Annotated in this window: 11 protein-coding genes; 8 read left to right on the top strand and 3 right to left on the bottom strand. The window is 29.9% G+C overall.

Going from position 1 to position 15,129, the window contains the following annotated elements; translation table 11 throughout:
• Positions 1-21 precede the first annotated feature (21 nt).
• The 4 genes from V7R38_RS08765 to V7R38_RS08750 all read left to right on the top strand — a co-directional run bounded on the left by V7R38_RS08765 (position 22) and on the right by V7R38_RS08750 (position 3,031).
• Positions 22-462: a heavy-metal-associated domain-containing protein gene (locus tag V7R38_RS08765; RefSeq protein WP_334057647.1), complete on the top strand. Its 441-nt coding sequence runs from the start codon at positions 22-24 to the stop codon at positions 460-462.
• An 837-nt stretch (positions 463-1,299) separates the two neighbouring features.
• Positions 1,300-1,722 (top strand): DUF6943 family protein, encoded by a 423-nt coding sequence (locus V7R38_RS08760; RefSeq protein ID WP_334057645.1) that lies wholly within the window; start codon positions 1,300-1,302, stop codon positions 1,720-1,722.
• 131 nt (positions 1,723-1,853) lie between these two features.
• The gene (locus V7R38_RS08755) at positions 1,854-2,495 is read left to right on the top strand and encodes a DUF6266 family protein (protein ID WP_334057643.1); all 642 of its coding nucleotides are present in this window, start codon (positions 1,854-1,856) and stop codon (positions 2,493-2,495) included.
• A 185-nt stretch (positions 2,496-2,680) separates the two neighbouring features.
• On the top strand, positions 2,681-3,031 hold the full coding sequence (locus tag V7R38_RS08750; protein ID WP_334057641.1) for a hypothetical protein: 351 nt from the start codon (positions 2,681-2,683) through the stop codon (positions 3,029-3,031).
• A 52-nt stretch (positions 3,032-3,083) separates the two neighbouring features.
• On the opposite strand, the gene V7R38_RS08745 is transcribed toward V7R38_RS08750, so the two are convergent.
• On the bottom strand, positions 3,084-4,304 hold the full coding sequence (locus V7R38_RS08745) for a response regulator (protein WP_334057639.1): 1,221 nt from the start codon (positions 4,302-4,304) through the stop codon (positions 3,084-3,086).
• A gap of 170 nt (positions 4,305-4,474) precedes the next feature.
• On the opposite strand from V7R38_RS08745, the gene V7R38_RS08740 reads away from it, so the two are divergent.
• From V7R38_RS08740 to V7R38_RS08730, 3 genes are read left to right on the top strand one after another with little or no spacing between them, the layout of a single operon-like run.
• The gene (locus tag V7R38_RS08740; RefSeq protein ID WP_334057637.1) at positions 4,475-7,564 is read left to right on the top strand and encodes a hypothetical protein; all 3,090 of its coding nucleotides are present in this window, start codon (positions 4,475-4,477) and stop codon (positions 7,562-7,564) included.
• Positions 7,564-8,769, top strand: coding sequence for a hypothetical protein (locus V7R38_RS08735; RefSeq protein WP_334057635.1), 1,206 nt, complete (start codon positions 7,564-7,566; stop codon positions 8,767-8,769). The genes V7R38_RS08740 and V7R38_RS08735 overlap by 1 nt, the downstream gene beginning before the upstream one ends.
• Positions 8,763-10,274: a cellulase family glycosylhydrolase gene (locus tag V7R38_RS08730; RefSeq protein WP_334057633.1), complete on the top strand. Its 1,512-nt coding sequence runs from the start codon at positions 8,763-8,765 to the stop codon at positions 10,272-10,274. Before V7R38_RS08735 ends, V7R38_RS08730 begins: the two co-directional genes overlap by 7 nt.
• On the opposite strand, the gene V7R38_RS08725 is transcribed toward V7R38_RS08730, so the two are convergent.
• Positions 10,267-11,475, bottom strand: coding sequence for a glycosyltransferase (locus tag V7R38_RS08725; RefSeq protein WP_334057630.1), 1,209 nt, complete (start codon positions 11,473-11,475; stop codon positions 10,267-10,269). The genes V7R38_RS08730 and V7R38_RS08725 overlap by 8 nt on opposite strands.
• A 99-nt stretch (positions 11,476-11,574) precedes the next feature.
• Positions 11,575-12,837 carry an oligosaccharide flippase family protein gene (locus V7R38_RS08720; protein WP_334057628.1) on the bottom strand — a complete coding sequence of 421 codons (1,263 nt, stop codon included), beginning with the start codon at positions 12,835-12,837 and terminating at the stop codon, positions 11,575-11,577.
• Positions 12,838-12,962: 125 nt separating this feature from the next.
• On the opposite strand from V7R38_RS08720, the gene V7R38_RS08715 reads away from it, so the two are divergent.
• On the top strand, positions 12,963-15,026 hold the full coding sequence (locus tag V7R38_RS08715; RefSeq protein WP_438825596.1) for a tetratricopeptide repeat protein: 2,064 nt from the start codon (positions 12,963-12,965) through the stop codon (positions 15,024-15,026).
• The last annotated feature ends 103 nt before the right edge of the window (positions 15,027-15,129 follow it).

Raw genomic sequence — 15,129 nt, 5'->3', positions numbered from 1 at the left:
ATAACAATTAAATTTTAAACAATGAAGAAAGTAATTTTAAGTGTAGCTGTAATAGCAGTATTAGGTTTAATAAGTTGTAAAAACGAAACCAAAAAAGTAACAGAAACTACAACTACTGAAATGTCAAAAGATATGGCAATGACAGACCTGTCTTTTGGTGTAAGAGGAAATTGCGGAATGTGTAAAAGTACCATCGAAAAAGCAGCTAACGGTGTTGAAGGTGTTGCAAGTGCTAATTGGGATGTCGATAAAAAGAAGATTGACGTATCTTTTGATGATACAAAAACGGATGTAATGGCAATTCATAAAGCAATCGCAGCTTCAGGTTATGATACCGAAAAAGTAGCTGGTGATTTAGATGCTTACGACGGTTTACCAGGTTGTTGCAAATACGACCACGAAATGATTATGAATCAATCTGGTGAAGAAGAAAGTGACGACCATTCAAATCACGACCATTAAACCAATAATGAAAGAGTCTTTTTCGGAAGGCTCTTTTTTATTCCCCACAACCCAAAACCCAGTTTTTTCGTACCTCAAAATCCTCTGTCTTTTGTGTTGTTCCGCTCACCTAACAAGTTTAGCGTTTCACTGTTCTAAAGGTATTTGCATTGTATAGCTTGTCTTTTCGTAAACTCAAACACAACTATAAAAAGCAATCTTTCTTATTGTTTTCATAAAACACAAAACTCCCCAAAGCTAAGTTACATAATGTGCAGTTATACACACATTCATTCACTTTCTGGTCTATAACGCCATTATGTAAAATAGCGGCTTCTCAGAGCTAAAATTCCAACTATAAACAAAATTACCGCTATTCATGAACTCCTGTAAAAATTAAAAAAGTCGTGAACTAAATAGCCGCTCTTCCAACGCTTTTGCCAGCCACTTCTGCCCACGCACTAGGTACTCAATTCATATTATTATTTCTTATCTCATTCTACTGCACAAAACCATCACTAAGTCCAAGTATTCCTTATCTCAAGTCTTTGTTTGTTTCATTTCACTAAAAAATAATAATCCTATAATAACAACATTTAGAACAGTAAAATAAAAGATAGCAAATATAAGTGCCTTGCATCAGCCAACGCTTTAAGCCTGTAAAGGTCAAGCCCTATGGGTTTTGAATAAAACTTTTTTTTTAGTAGCCTTTCTCTTTTTTAAGTAAAATTTTTACATAAAAAACTTTTACCCAAAAACCTTGACAGTCTTTCCAAAGGCACTATTTATTAGCGCATCTTTTTTTTCTCAAAAAAAAATAGTGCGAAGCGTAGCGAAGCAATTTTAATTTGGATAGCTATGTCAACTTTTGAAATCAAAACCCACCAGATTGGGCGCACTTACTCAAACCCACATTTTTTTATTTTAAACAAAGGATTAAATAGCGGAAAACCATTAGCTCTCCCCTGCCCTAATTGTTTTGTGATAATCTCAAAAAATGAAGAAGACAAAAACAAACTTTATCATTTAACTATGATGCTGCAAATAGGCGGTTTTTACGCATACCATTTAAAAGGTAGTGTTATTCCATTTATCTCTATAAATGATTGTAAAATCACATTAATAAAAGGTTTAGAATCAAGCAAAGATTCAGAATTTAATAAGCATTTTAAAGCTGTCAGTAGAATTTCTAAAAAAGAAAAAGAGTTACAAAATGTCATTGATAAAATGGCACTCTTAAAAAAAGCATACATTAAAAATATATTTAAAAAAGCAAATTAGGGCAACAAAGGGCAACAAAAACCAAACACTCTTTTTTGCATAAATATTGCAATACATTACTAAAGTTGGTGCAAGTTAAAACCAAGTCCGTACCAACTCTAAATGTATATTAATTTTTAAATCAAAGTAAAATGGGTAAAATTTCACAAGGTATTTTAGGTGGATTATCTGGTAAGGTTGGGAACGTTATCGGAGGAAATTGGAAAGGTATTGATTATTTAAGAATCAAGCCTTCAAGTGTCAAAAATCCTCGAACAGAGGGACAAGTAAATCAGCGTAATAGATTCTCTATTACATTAAACTATTTACAGCCAAATTTAGGTTTCATTAAGTTAGGTTATAAATCGTTTGCAACAAAAAAGACTGAGTTCAATGCTGCAATGTCTTATGTATTAAATAATGCAGTTGGAGGCACTGCTCCCAACTTCACAATCGACTATTCTTTAGCATTGTTAAGTAGAGGTACTTTATCAGGAGTTTTAAATGGAATAACTGATTTAACAACAGCTGGACAAGTTACCTTTAATTGGAATGATAATTCTGCCGAAGGTAATGCAAATGCGGATGATAAAGCAATGTTACTTGTATACAATCCTGGTAAAAAAGAATCTATTTATGTTTTGGATGGTGCAGACAGAACAACGGGATCGGATGTAATTTCAATACCTAGTTCTTATGCAGGAGATACTGTACATCTTTTTATGGCATTTACAACTGTTGATAATAGTAATGTATCAAATAGTATTTATTTAGGCTCTGGAACTGCTAGTTAATACTTTTGTTTTTTGTTTAAAAACCACTCAATTGAGTGGTTTTTTTTTGTGCTATATTTGTAAATATATTTATTGTTATTTATGTCAAAGTTTCTTTTCTTATGAATTATTTGCACCCTATTTGTTGCCCTATCCCATTAGACTTAATAGCAGTAGGCTTAGTTAAATATTGTATTGGAAAGTAAATGAATATCGAAGATTTAATTGGCACCTACTCTATTCTTGGTACAAATCAAAATGATTCTGGAATCACCTATTCTGGCACTTTAAAATTATCGCTTCAAAAAAACCAAATAATTGCAAAATGGCTTATCAATAAAAGTCAAGAGCAATTTGGTATTGGTTTTTATAAGGATAGAGTTTTGGTAATTAACTTTAATTACATAGGTGATGAAAACACTACTTATTTTGGAACAGTGGTGTACAAGTGTTTGAATAAGGATATTTTAGAAGGTTTTTGGTCTGAAGAATTTGGAAACCCAGAATTTTTAGGAACTGAAAATTGTTTTAGAATAAAAAACAGCTTTGTGAATTAGTCAATAAAGACAACACAAAGCTGAAACTTAAAAAAAAAAAAAATCTACTTTTCTATGAAACTATTTTGGTTGGATATTTGTTATCCTTAATCTCTACTTGATTGCCATTCACCTTAATCTGTGATGATTTATTTTTTGATCTGTATGTCCAAGCTATTTGCCCTAATTGACCTACAATTTTTATTGAGTCTTTCATAGATAGTTTAGAACCATCAGCATGAATCCATCTTTTTAATGGTTGCTCACATAAAATTTCTCTTGCTCTCTCTAAACCATAGTGATGTGTAATTCTTTTAAAGATTTCTACATCAAAAATCCATTGAGTAACAAACTTTTCATTAAAAGAGATACCAATTACATCTTTGTGGAAAATTTTAGCACCACATTGAGTGTCTTTGAAATCCATTTTAAGAATTTTTCTAATAATAAAGTTTATGGTTAAACTAATTATTTTTCTTGCTGATTCTTTAGTGATGTCAGCACCCATTCTACTAATTCTTGAACCACTTACAATTTTGTAGTCAGAGTTTTCTATGGTTGATACTAAATCATCAAAATCTGTTAAGTCTGTAGATAAATCTGCATCTAAAAATCCTATATAATCTAAATCAGATTTTTTAGCCATATGCAACATTCCTAATCTTACAGCTTCTGCTTTACCTCCATTTTTTTCACAGTCGTACACTGTAATAAAATCTTCTCTACCTTTTTGTATCTTATGTAAAACCTCTAATGTTTTATCTTTACTACCATCATTTACAAAACATAAATGATAGCCTGAATGCTTTTCTATAAAGTTTAAAAACTCTTTACTTAATAATCTATCTTCTTCATTATAACATGGTATTACTACACCAACACATCTTTGCTGTATTAATACATCTTTATATTGTTTTCTTACGCTTTTTTGTTCTGGTACACCAATTAATCTTTTAGTTCTAGAACAAACTTCACTTAAGCTTAATGGTTTTTTCATATAATCATTAGCACCTAAATCAAATGCTTTTTCAATCATATCATCAGAAGTGTTACCACTTAAAACCATAATTGGTGTATCCGACTTTTTTTCTTCTCTAATATGTTTTACCACGTCTATACCTGTTGTAATTGGCATGTTAATGTCTACAATTACTAAATCTGGTTGAAAAGTGTTAAAAGCTGATATACCTGCTAAAGCAGAAGTTTCTGTTTGTACTTCATAACCTAAGGCTTTTAATCTAGTTTCTAAAGGGATTAAAACTAATTTCTGATCATCGATTGCTAATACTTTCATGATGTTTTTTTTTTTAAGATTGTTTTTTTTATGCAAATCTAAGGCTATAACCATGTTTTATTTTGAATAAAAAGATAAACACTAACCTTTAGTTAGATGAACTGCAATAATCTATAGTCAAATTAAAAGTATAGAATACTGAAAATCTTTTATCTTTACATTGTAGATATATGAAGCAAAATTCGAATAAACATCTTATTAGTGCTGTATTACTTGGTATTGCCTTTCATGGTACATGTATATTTTTTACTTTAGAATATACATATGATGCTTTAATACACTTATTCTTTGCAGATCATTATTCAGGTAGTTGGTTTGAACCCTGGAACTATGAGTGGTACACTGGTTTTACTGTAATGAGTTATCCACCATTGGTGCATCAATCTATAGCAGCACTCTCGTTAATTGGTGGTTTAAAATTCGGAATGTTTTCTGTAGCATTAGTAGCTATTGTACTTTTTATAACAGGAGTATATAGGTTTACATTAATGATGACAAGTAATGAATCTGTTGCTGGTTATGCAGCCATTCTTGCAGTATTCTCCTCCTCTTTTTTAGAAACATTACACGTATTTGGTCAATTACCTAGTATTATTGGTATATCTGTGTTAATGCATGCTTTGCCTGAAATTTATTTATGGCTAAAAACAGGTAAATACAAATTTTTATTTACATCACTCTCTTTAATAGCAGTTACAGTAACCTCACATCATGTTACTCCAATTTTTGGTATGGTATTCTTTATCTTTCCATTAATTGGTATGGTTATTATGGATGTTGCTTATGATGATGTAAAATCCTACAAAAAAATAACCATTAAAGTCTTTTTAAAACACTTCTTTAAACAATTAAAAAAGAATTTAACCTTTGGATTTATATCATTATTTCTAATCATATTTTGCATTTTACCTTATTGGATTAACTCTAAAGCCAACCCAATAACGCAAGTACCTATTCCTCATGGTTCAAGAGATAATTTTTTAGAAACTACCTCTTCTGGTTTGGTTTTTTTCTTAATTCCTTGGGGTATACTAATGTTTATGTTGCCTTTCTTCTTTTATAGATATTACAGCAAACGTTATTTATTTTTTGGATTATCTTTTACAATGCTAGTGATTTTAGGTACAGGTGGCTCTACACCAGTACCAAAAATGATTTTAGGAGACAATGCCTTTAACATACTAACATTAGACAGGTTTACACTTTGGGCTTCTATTATGGCTTTACCCATGTTTGGCGAGTTTATATATCGATTTGTACAAGGAGATTTAAAAGAGCTAATACAAAGAAGATTTGGTGCTGTTTATCATAGATTATTTGGAGTTGTATTGGCTTCTCTCTTTTTATTTATGATCATTTTTACAATGAGCTTAGGATATTTTAGACCTTCTCAGCCGCAGAAAATTAAAATGCTACCTATTGTAAACTTTCTAAATCAAGATCAGCATTTTAAATGGCGATTTTTAACCTTAGGTTTTGGAGATCAAATGGCTTGGCTTTCTGCACAAACAGATGCCATGACTGTAGATGGTAATTATCATTCTGCAAGAAGATTACCAGAATTAACAACAAGACCCATAGAACGTTTAGAGAATTCTAAATTTAAAGGAGTAGCAGGTATTGGTTCTTTGCAACAATTTTTAACCACACCAGAAAAATACAATTTAAAATATATCTTTTCTAACGATAAGTTTTACGACCCTATACTCTATTTCTGTGGTTGGCAACGTTTACCTCAATTAGAAAACGGAATTATGGTTTGGGAGCGTTTAAATGTACCTCCACTCTCTTCTATACTGCCTAAAGACGATGTTGCCAAATGGCAAAAAATACTTTGGGGTTTAATGCCTTTCTCTACAGTAATCATTGCATTTCTATTGAATATTCAACCCATTTTTGTTCGTAATTTACGTTCTAAGATTCAGGTAAATAAAGATTTTTTAAGGTATAAAGTTAAGTTAGAGAACTTTCCTAATGGTTTATTAAGAATTACACATATTTGGAGTTTCATTTTATTTATGATTATTGGGTATGGAATGTGGTTGTTTTATTTAAAAAACGATTCTCAAGTTACACCAGAAAACCTTATCACTTCATATTACGATGCGTTAGATTTTAAAGAATTTGAAAAAAGTTTCTCTTTAACAGATCCTGAAAGTAATATTACTATTTCTCAATTTATGCTAGAAAACTCTGTAACTGATGGTTTACTAAGTTCTTATGCAAAATTAGATGCTATAGAAACAGAGCGAATTAAAGAGTCTGATAGTGTTGTGGTCTTAAAGGTTGATACCAAATGGATTACACCTTTAGAAAAAATTAATAGAACCGATTATAAAACTGTGGTAAGCAGAAAAGGTAAATGGTATGTAAAACCTGTTAAACTAGATTCAGATTTACCTCCAGATCAATTGTACTCTAACAATGTAACTGGGTATTTTAATCAAGGTAGAAGAAGAGTAACCACAGAACAAACCTATCATGAAGATGTTTTAAAACAACCTGTGCTAGAAATAGTATCAGCAAAACTGGTAAAACATAATAAGAGTTATGCTATTATTGGTGAAGTTCAAAATATTGATAATGTTCCTGCTGATGTTATCATTAAAGGAACCTTGTATAATGATGTTAACAAGCAACTAGCCACGTACAATGCTAAATATCATATCAAACATAAATTAATGCCAAAAGAAATTAGTTCTTTTCGTATTAACTTCGAAGGTATAGCTTGGTCTAAAACACAAGATTCTATCCCTAATGCCTTTGATCCTGATGAGTTTACGCCTATAGAGTTAGATGAGCAACCAACCAAATTTAATCTACAAGCTGCAGGTAATGTATCCTATGCAGATTTGTATAAAAATGTTGTTCTTAATGATGTAGATTTGGTAAATGATCAAGTAAAGGGTACACTTTTTAATAGCGGTTTACAAGAAATTACAGTTCCACAACTTTTAATTACATACTATACAAAAGATAAAAAAATGGTTTGGGTAGACCATATGTTCTTAAAGAATGGTATTCGTCAACAAAGAAAACAATATTTCTCTTATCCTATATTAACTAATGATACTTTAAAAGTAATTAGTACAGACATGAGTAACTGTTATGTAAATGGTTTACCTAATGATGATATTGCTGCTAAAATTATTGCAGAAAGAATTGAAAATCATGATAGAAATACACTTTTAGAAATTGATAATGAAAATTATCAATACCTAAAAATAGAAATGAATAATTACATTGGTAACCCAAAATAATGAATTGTAAAAAAACACTTCTTTTCGTAATTTTTATGCTTGTTGTTAATTCTATAACAGCACAGCTTAGCAATGAAATTAAATTACTTAATGACACTACAACATATCAAGTAGGCGATTCTATCGTTTTACAATTTAAAGCAAATGGTATAAGTAACTTAAAATTGTATTGTGCCAATAGTTATGGCAATACTTTAGTATCACCAATAGTTGAAAAAGATGTTTATTCATTTGCTATCCCAAGATTTTTAACAATTAAAAAAGGCATTTTAAATTGGTCTGTATTTAACAAGAAGCAGAGAGTTTCTGGAAATCTAACTATTATACCTAAAGAAAACCCAATAGAAATGGAAACCTATTTGGGTCCACCAAGCATAGAGGCTGGTGGAACAGATTTTACAATGTTAGTCGTAATTCCAACAGATGATTTAGACAACCCTTTAGTAGATGGCACAGAAATAGATGTGAACAAACAATTTTTAACTTCAAGAGAAAATTTACAAATAAAATCGAACAATTTAATCGGCTATAAAAGAATTTTCTCACCCATAAAAAGTGGTAGAGTAATTTTGTCTTCAAAAGCCAAACAATTAGATTCTAAAGAGTTTGATGTTAATATTATGCCTGCAATTGCAGAAAATTTTCAAATTTTCTATGAAAGGCTTCATGAGTATGCAGATGGTAATCAAATTACTACTTTTTTCACCTCTATTATTAAAGATAAAAATGATAATGTAGTAAGTGATGGTACTTTTGTAGATTTCTTTATTACCAATAAAGCTGGTAATATTTTAAAAACTTCAGGCACCACCATTAAAGGAATTGCTTATGCTAAAATACTACATCCAGATGCTGAAGAAACATGGCAAGTAAAAGCAATTATTACAGGTATTTCTGAAAGCGATTCTATAAGTTTATCATACAATAGAGCAATTGAAGATTTTACAGTATCTTTTAGTGAAGGAAACAGAAAAATTAAGGTAGGCCCAATAAAAAGTTTTATGAATCAAATGATTCCAGATGGATTAACAATTACCTTAAGAATTTTTAATAAGGGCCAACTCATTGAAGAAATTATAAAACCATCTAGGGACGGTTATGCATTCTATGAGCTAGATAAAGCTATTTATAAAGATGATTTATATACTTTTCAAGTAAAAACTGCAGGAATAGAAAAGAATTACGAGTCTAAAAAAGTATGGTAAAAACGAATAAATATATGCTTAGAATATTCATAATCATGAGTTACGTTTTAGTAATCTCAGTGATCACTTTTTTAATAAGTTCGCTTTTCACCTATTTAAATACTGGTGCAGACAGAGCTAAAATTCTACATTTAGAAGTAAAAAAAGAAGTGCAGTATTTACCAAAACTAACTTGGGCAGAAAATGGCAATGAAGGTAGAGAAATGGATGACCAAGTGCTTAATAGCATAGAAAACGATTATTTAGACGCATGGTATGTAAAAAACGTAGCTTTTAGAAACAACGACATCACTGGTATTGAAGATTTTTATACAGAAAGTGCTAGAGTTAATCTATATGATAATATTTATAAAAACAAACTAGATTCTTTAACCATAGAATCTACAACATTTAAACATAAACCAGATATTCTATTTTTTAGTGAAGATGGACAATTAATTGTGCTTGAAGATAAAAATGTAATTGAGTATAAAAAGTTCTATGAAAAAGATGAGCTAGTTTTTGAAACTACAGAAGAAAATTCTTACAAAGTAATTCTATTATTAGAAGATGGTTTTTGGAGAATTAGACACATGGTAAAACAATCTTCTAAACCAATTGCACCAAGGTTTGATGCTATACCTATGAATTTTACTATGAAAGGAATCAACTACTACCCTAAAGATACTCCTTGGGATATGTTTGGTGACGACTTTAAGCTTAGAGTCATAAAAAAGGATTTTAAAATAATTCGAAAAGCAGGTTTAAATAGTATTAGAATTTTTATTCCTTATGAAGATTTTGGAAGTGCAGTTGTACTGCCAGAAAAGCTAGAAAAGCTGAGAAAAGTTTTAGATGCTGCCGAAAAAAACAATCTTAAAGTGGTTGTTACTCTCTTTGACTTTTATGGAAACTATGACATTTTAGATTGGACGTTGAACCAAAGACATTTAGAAACAATTGTAAATACTTTTAAAGATCATAAAGCAATATTAGCTTGGGATCTTAAAAACGAGCCTAATTTAGATTTTGATCAAAGAGGAAAAGAATCTGTAATTTCTTGGTTAGAGCAAATGTTAATCCTAGTAAAATCGATAGATAATAACCATGCAGTTACTGTTGGTTGGTCTAATACAGAAAGTGCTCATATTTTAAGTGATAAATTAGATTTTGTTAGTTTTCATTATTATGAAGATAAAGCCAATTTTGAGGATGATTATTTAGTACTTAAAAAACAAATACCGAATAAAGAATTGGTGTTGGGTGAATTTGGTATTTCTTCTTACAGTGGTTTATGGAAACCTTTTATAGGATCTCCAGAAAAGCAAGCCATATACCATGAAGAAATGCAAAAAGTCCTTAATAAAAATAATATTTCATTTTTATCTTGGACTTTGTATGACTTTGAAACTGTACCTTCAGAAGTTGTAGGGAAACTTCCTTGGAGAGTGAATCCTCAAAAAGAGTTTGGTTTTATAGACGTAAAAGGGAATAAAAAACCATCATTTAAATTCATTACTAAATAGCAGATACATTTTTTACTGCACCACCATTTTTAGCGATAATTTTTTCGAACTCCTCTAAATATATATCAGTTATTCTTTCCATTGGGTAAGCAGTAGCTGCTTTATAATTTGCTATTTCTAACTTAATTCTATGTGCTTCATTAGTTACAATGGCCTCAATAGCTTTAGCCAAACTTTCTGTGCTTTCTGGCTCAAAAAATTCTCCTCTGTAACCTTCATCTTCAATTAAAGTTGCTAAATCGCCTAAGTTTGGCATAACAACTGCTTTACCATAACTTCCTGCTTGATGCAATACTCCAGAACTACCTGTAGTTGATGTGTAAGGGAAAACAACTACTGCACTTTCATTGAATAAAGGAGCAACTTCTTCTTCTTCTACATAACCTGTAAATCTTAATTGAGGTACATGATTATATTTTTCTTGAACACTTTTTAAATAACCAGGCACATTTGGATTATCTGTACCAGCAACAACTATTTCTAAGTCTAAACCTGAAGAAGCTCTAACCATTTCTACAGCTTCAATCATTTTTTCAACTTTTTTATAGGTTCCAAATTTACCAAATGTCATTACTTTTAAAGGTCCTTCTGGTAAATCATGAGATGGTTCAGTTGGAATTTCAAATGTTCCATGAGGAATCATTTTTACATTTCCTGATTTGTACTTTTCTTCTAATGTAGTTACATACTTATCCATAGTAACTGCAACTAAATCTGCTTTTAATATCAATTTCGTTAGAGTTGTACCAATAAAATTATATACATTTTGTGCGATCTTGTTAGAAGTAAAACCTGCCTTATCTAAATCTACTTGTTCTAGAATATTGTGTAATAAAACTATAGTAGGTATTTTTTTCAACTTGCAAATTAATGGTAACATTAATCCAGTTGCTGCAACAATCTTCTTATCACCAAACTTCATAAATTGTAAGTTGAATAATACAGAATCTGGTTTAACTTCAGAAATCGCCTTAGTTACATTTATAATGTTTTTATAACTATTAAACTTCCAACATTCTTTTACAGTAATTTTGCATCCATTTTCTGTGAAAGAAATATCTTTTGCTCCAGGGGTTTCATCAGTTAATAAAACCAATTCAGTTACTTTTTCGCTCTGTCTAAAGCTTTTTACTAGGTGATATGCGTATTCGTTTAAAGTTACTTTACTTGGTGGGTAAGCTGTTACAATGGCGAGTTTCATAATTTTTATTTTTTTAAGTTATAACAAATTTCAATCATTTTTCTTGACTTTTTAGTCTATAAAAGATTAAAAGTAGAAAACTTTAGATGAATGGTATTATTATATAGTTTTTTTGATTTTTACTGATTTTGAGTGGTTTAAAAAGAAATAAGCCAATTGTACCCCTAATAATAACACCATAGCTATTATTTGTACATGAACCACTTGAGCCAATGAATTATGGTATACTGTAACTAAAACCACTTGTAATAAACCAAATATTCCAGATAAAACCACTGGCACATATTTATCTAATGAAAGATAGTAATAAGCGAATATGTTAGATATTGCAAAAACTCCAGTAGCTGAGGCATATTTCCATAATAATGGTGCAATTTCTAAATAACTGCTACCAAATAAAATGTTTATTATTTGTTCTGGGAAAAAGAAACAAGCTACAATTATAGAAGCTGCAATCATACCAATGTAACCTACATACTTCATTAAAATTGGTAAAGTAGATTTACCTTCTTTCTTTAATTGAACAACAGTTGGTAATAAAAGCATTACAAACATCCAAGCTATAAAATATACGACTCTACCAATTAACGCCAATGACGCATATAAACCAGCTTCGTAAGAATCGAAATAATGTTTTACTAAAAGAATATCACTATTATTAATAATAATTTGGGTCAATTCATAAAATGCAGTAATAATAAAAAAGTTACGAACTAGTTTGCTGTTGTCTACATCTAATTTAAAAGAAGTTTTAAATGAAAATATTTTGTACTTAAAAGGCAGCATTCCAAATACGAACGAACATAAAATACCTACTGCAATTAGTACTGAAGAATCAAAATCTAAGAAATATAAAAGCGAAAATGTAATCAACAATCTACTAATCATTTCTGATTGATAGGTAACTGATAAAGAAGTAAGTTCTTGTTTTCCTTGAAAGACTCCCCTATTTACACTCATTAAAAAGTAAAAGGGTACACCAATACCAAAAAGTAAAAACATTTTAGAAGTTGATGTTTTAAAGAATTCTTGCAATTCTGCAGAGAAAATAATAATGGCTAATGCCAAAATGATTCCAACAATAAAAGCTCTTTTGTAAAGGGTAGAAATGAATGATTGAAAACTTTCATTCTCAAATAACACCGAAAATTTAGCTGCGACTAATTGAAATGTCATTGCCACAAAAGACAGAACCAGTAAGAATGTTACTAAAATAGCTGCATCTGCAAATTTATCTGGACCTAAAAATCTACCAAGAATTAAATTGTATAAATAATTACCTCCATTTACCAGCAAAACACTTAACATAAAAAGCTGTTCTGGCTTTATTTTGCTCTTAATGAGTTTAATAGTTGCATTCATGATTTTTTTTTAATACAAATATCGAATAGAAAATGAATTTTTAAATAAATAATCGATGAAAAACAATTACCTTTAGATTAGCGTTACAATTTGAATGCTGAAGCCAAAAACCAATTTTAATACATATGCGAACGAAAAACCTCCTATTCCTTCTAATAGTATTCATAGCACAATTTACCTTTTCACAAGAAATGAAAGAAGGGTTTACCTACTTAGAAACAGGTAAATACAAAAAAGCAGAAGTTTTTTTCAAACAAATTTTAGAAGATTTTCCAACCAATAAAACTGCAAAACTTTGTTATGGAAGAGCTGTTGGTTTAACAGGTAATGCAACTAAAGCTACTCGAATTTTTACAGAGCTTTTAGAGAAATATCCAAATGATTTTGAAGTAAAACTAAATTATGCTGAATCTCTTTTATGGGGTAGTCAGTTTCAAAAGGCTAAATCTTATTATAAAAACCTGGTAGATGAAGATGATCAAAGTTTCTCTGCTCTTTTGGGTTATGCAAATACTTTATCTAACTTAAAAGAGTTTGAGCAAGCAATTGTTTATGTAGATAAGGCACTTAAAGTTTCACCTAACAATCCTAATGCACTTGTTAGTAAAAAGTATATGAGATTAGGTTTAGCTAATACAAAGGTTACAGATAAAGAGTATGATGAAGCAGAACGTATTTTAAATGAAAACTTTTCAAGTTTTGAGAATGATAAAGAAACCTTACTAAACCTAGCCAATCTGTATTTGATTTCTAATCAGCCAGAAAAAGCAAAAGCAACCTATGAACAACTAGGCTTAGATCCTAAAAATAAACTGATCTCTTTAAACGGAATTGCGTTAGCTCATCATATTAATGGAAAAGAGAAATTGGCTTTAGCAACTAGCAAAAAGGCATTAGAAGCCATTACTGAAAACACTAGTGAAACAGAAAAAAATCAAACTAAAGAAAGGTACATTCAAGCCTTAATTTGGAATAATAAATATACTGCTGCAGAAAGTGAAATTGATACTTTATTTGCAAATACAGATGAGCCAGAAAACTGGATGCTAAGTTTAAGAGCTACATTAAATATCTATAAAAGTGATTTTAAAAAGAGTATTGCTGATTACAATTTAATTTTAGAGAACGATAGTGCTTCTTTTGATGGAAATCTAGGGAAAGCAAATGCTTTAAAAGCTTCTGGTTTTTATGAGAATGCCTACAAAAGTGCAAACAACACTTTAAATTTTTATAAAAAGCAGAAAGATGCTACTCAGTTTATAAAAACACTAGACAAACAATTTACACCATTTGTAGAAACAAAAGCTGCTTATTCTTTTGATAATGGTAACAACAAAGCCTATTCGTATACCGTAAATTCAGAATTACCTTTGTCTACCAAATTTAAGCTTACAGGCTCTTACAATTACAGAACAACCTCAAATGATGTTTTAAACTTAGATGCAAAATCAAACAACATTCTTTTAGGTGCATCTTATCAACTATTAAATAACTTAACTGTAAATGGTAGTTTTGGTTTTACATCTTCTGAAGCAGAGAACAATAGTTTTAATCAGTTATTAGCAGATGTTAGTTTTAATATAAAACCATTTAAACTGCAAGATTTACAAATTGGTTATAAGAGAGACATACAAAGTTTTAATGCAGAATTAATAGACAGAGAAATTGTACAGAACAATTATATTTTAAACTACAGTTTAAGTACTAACTTTAATTTAGGATGGTTTACACAGTATTATTATACTTCTCAAAATGATGGTAACACTAGAAATCTACTATTCACTTCTTTGTATTACAATATTTTAAAGAAACCATCTTTAAAAGGAGGTTTTAATTATCAAAACATTTCATTTAAAAACCAAGTACCAACTATTTACTTTAGTCCAAGTAAATTTCATGCTGTAGAAGTTTTTATCAATCTAATTAAGGATGAAAATATTGCGAAAGAAAAAGAATGGTTTTATGGTTTAACTGCGGCTACTGGATTTCAGTTCATTGAAGATGATGAAAGACAAGGAACCTACAGAATACAAACTACTTTAGGTTATAAATTTTCTGAAAGAAGTTTACTAAACTTTTATGGCACAAGAAGTAATATAGCCTCTGCAACTGCTGCTGGTTTTACGTTTACAGAACTTGGCTTACGTTTTAAATGGTATTTTTTAGGCAAACCTATCTATAAAAAATAAAGACTAAAGAATTAACTTTAGTCTTTATATAAGGGTAAATTTTGGGTACTATGAAAAATTTTCTTGTTTCGTTTTTGATTTTTCAATCCTCTTCAATGGGTCT

The organism is Polaribacter sp. P097 (assembly GCF_036864555.1).
In the GTDB taxonomy this organism is placed as follows: domain Bacteria; phylum Bacteroidota; class Bacteroidia; order Flavobacteriales; family Flavobacteriaceae; genus Polaribacter.
Note: the sequence above shows the minus strand (reverse complement) of the source record. Positions and strands in the feature narration are given on the sequence as shown.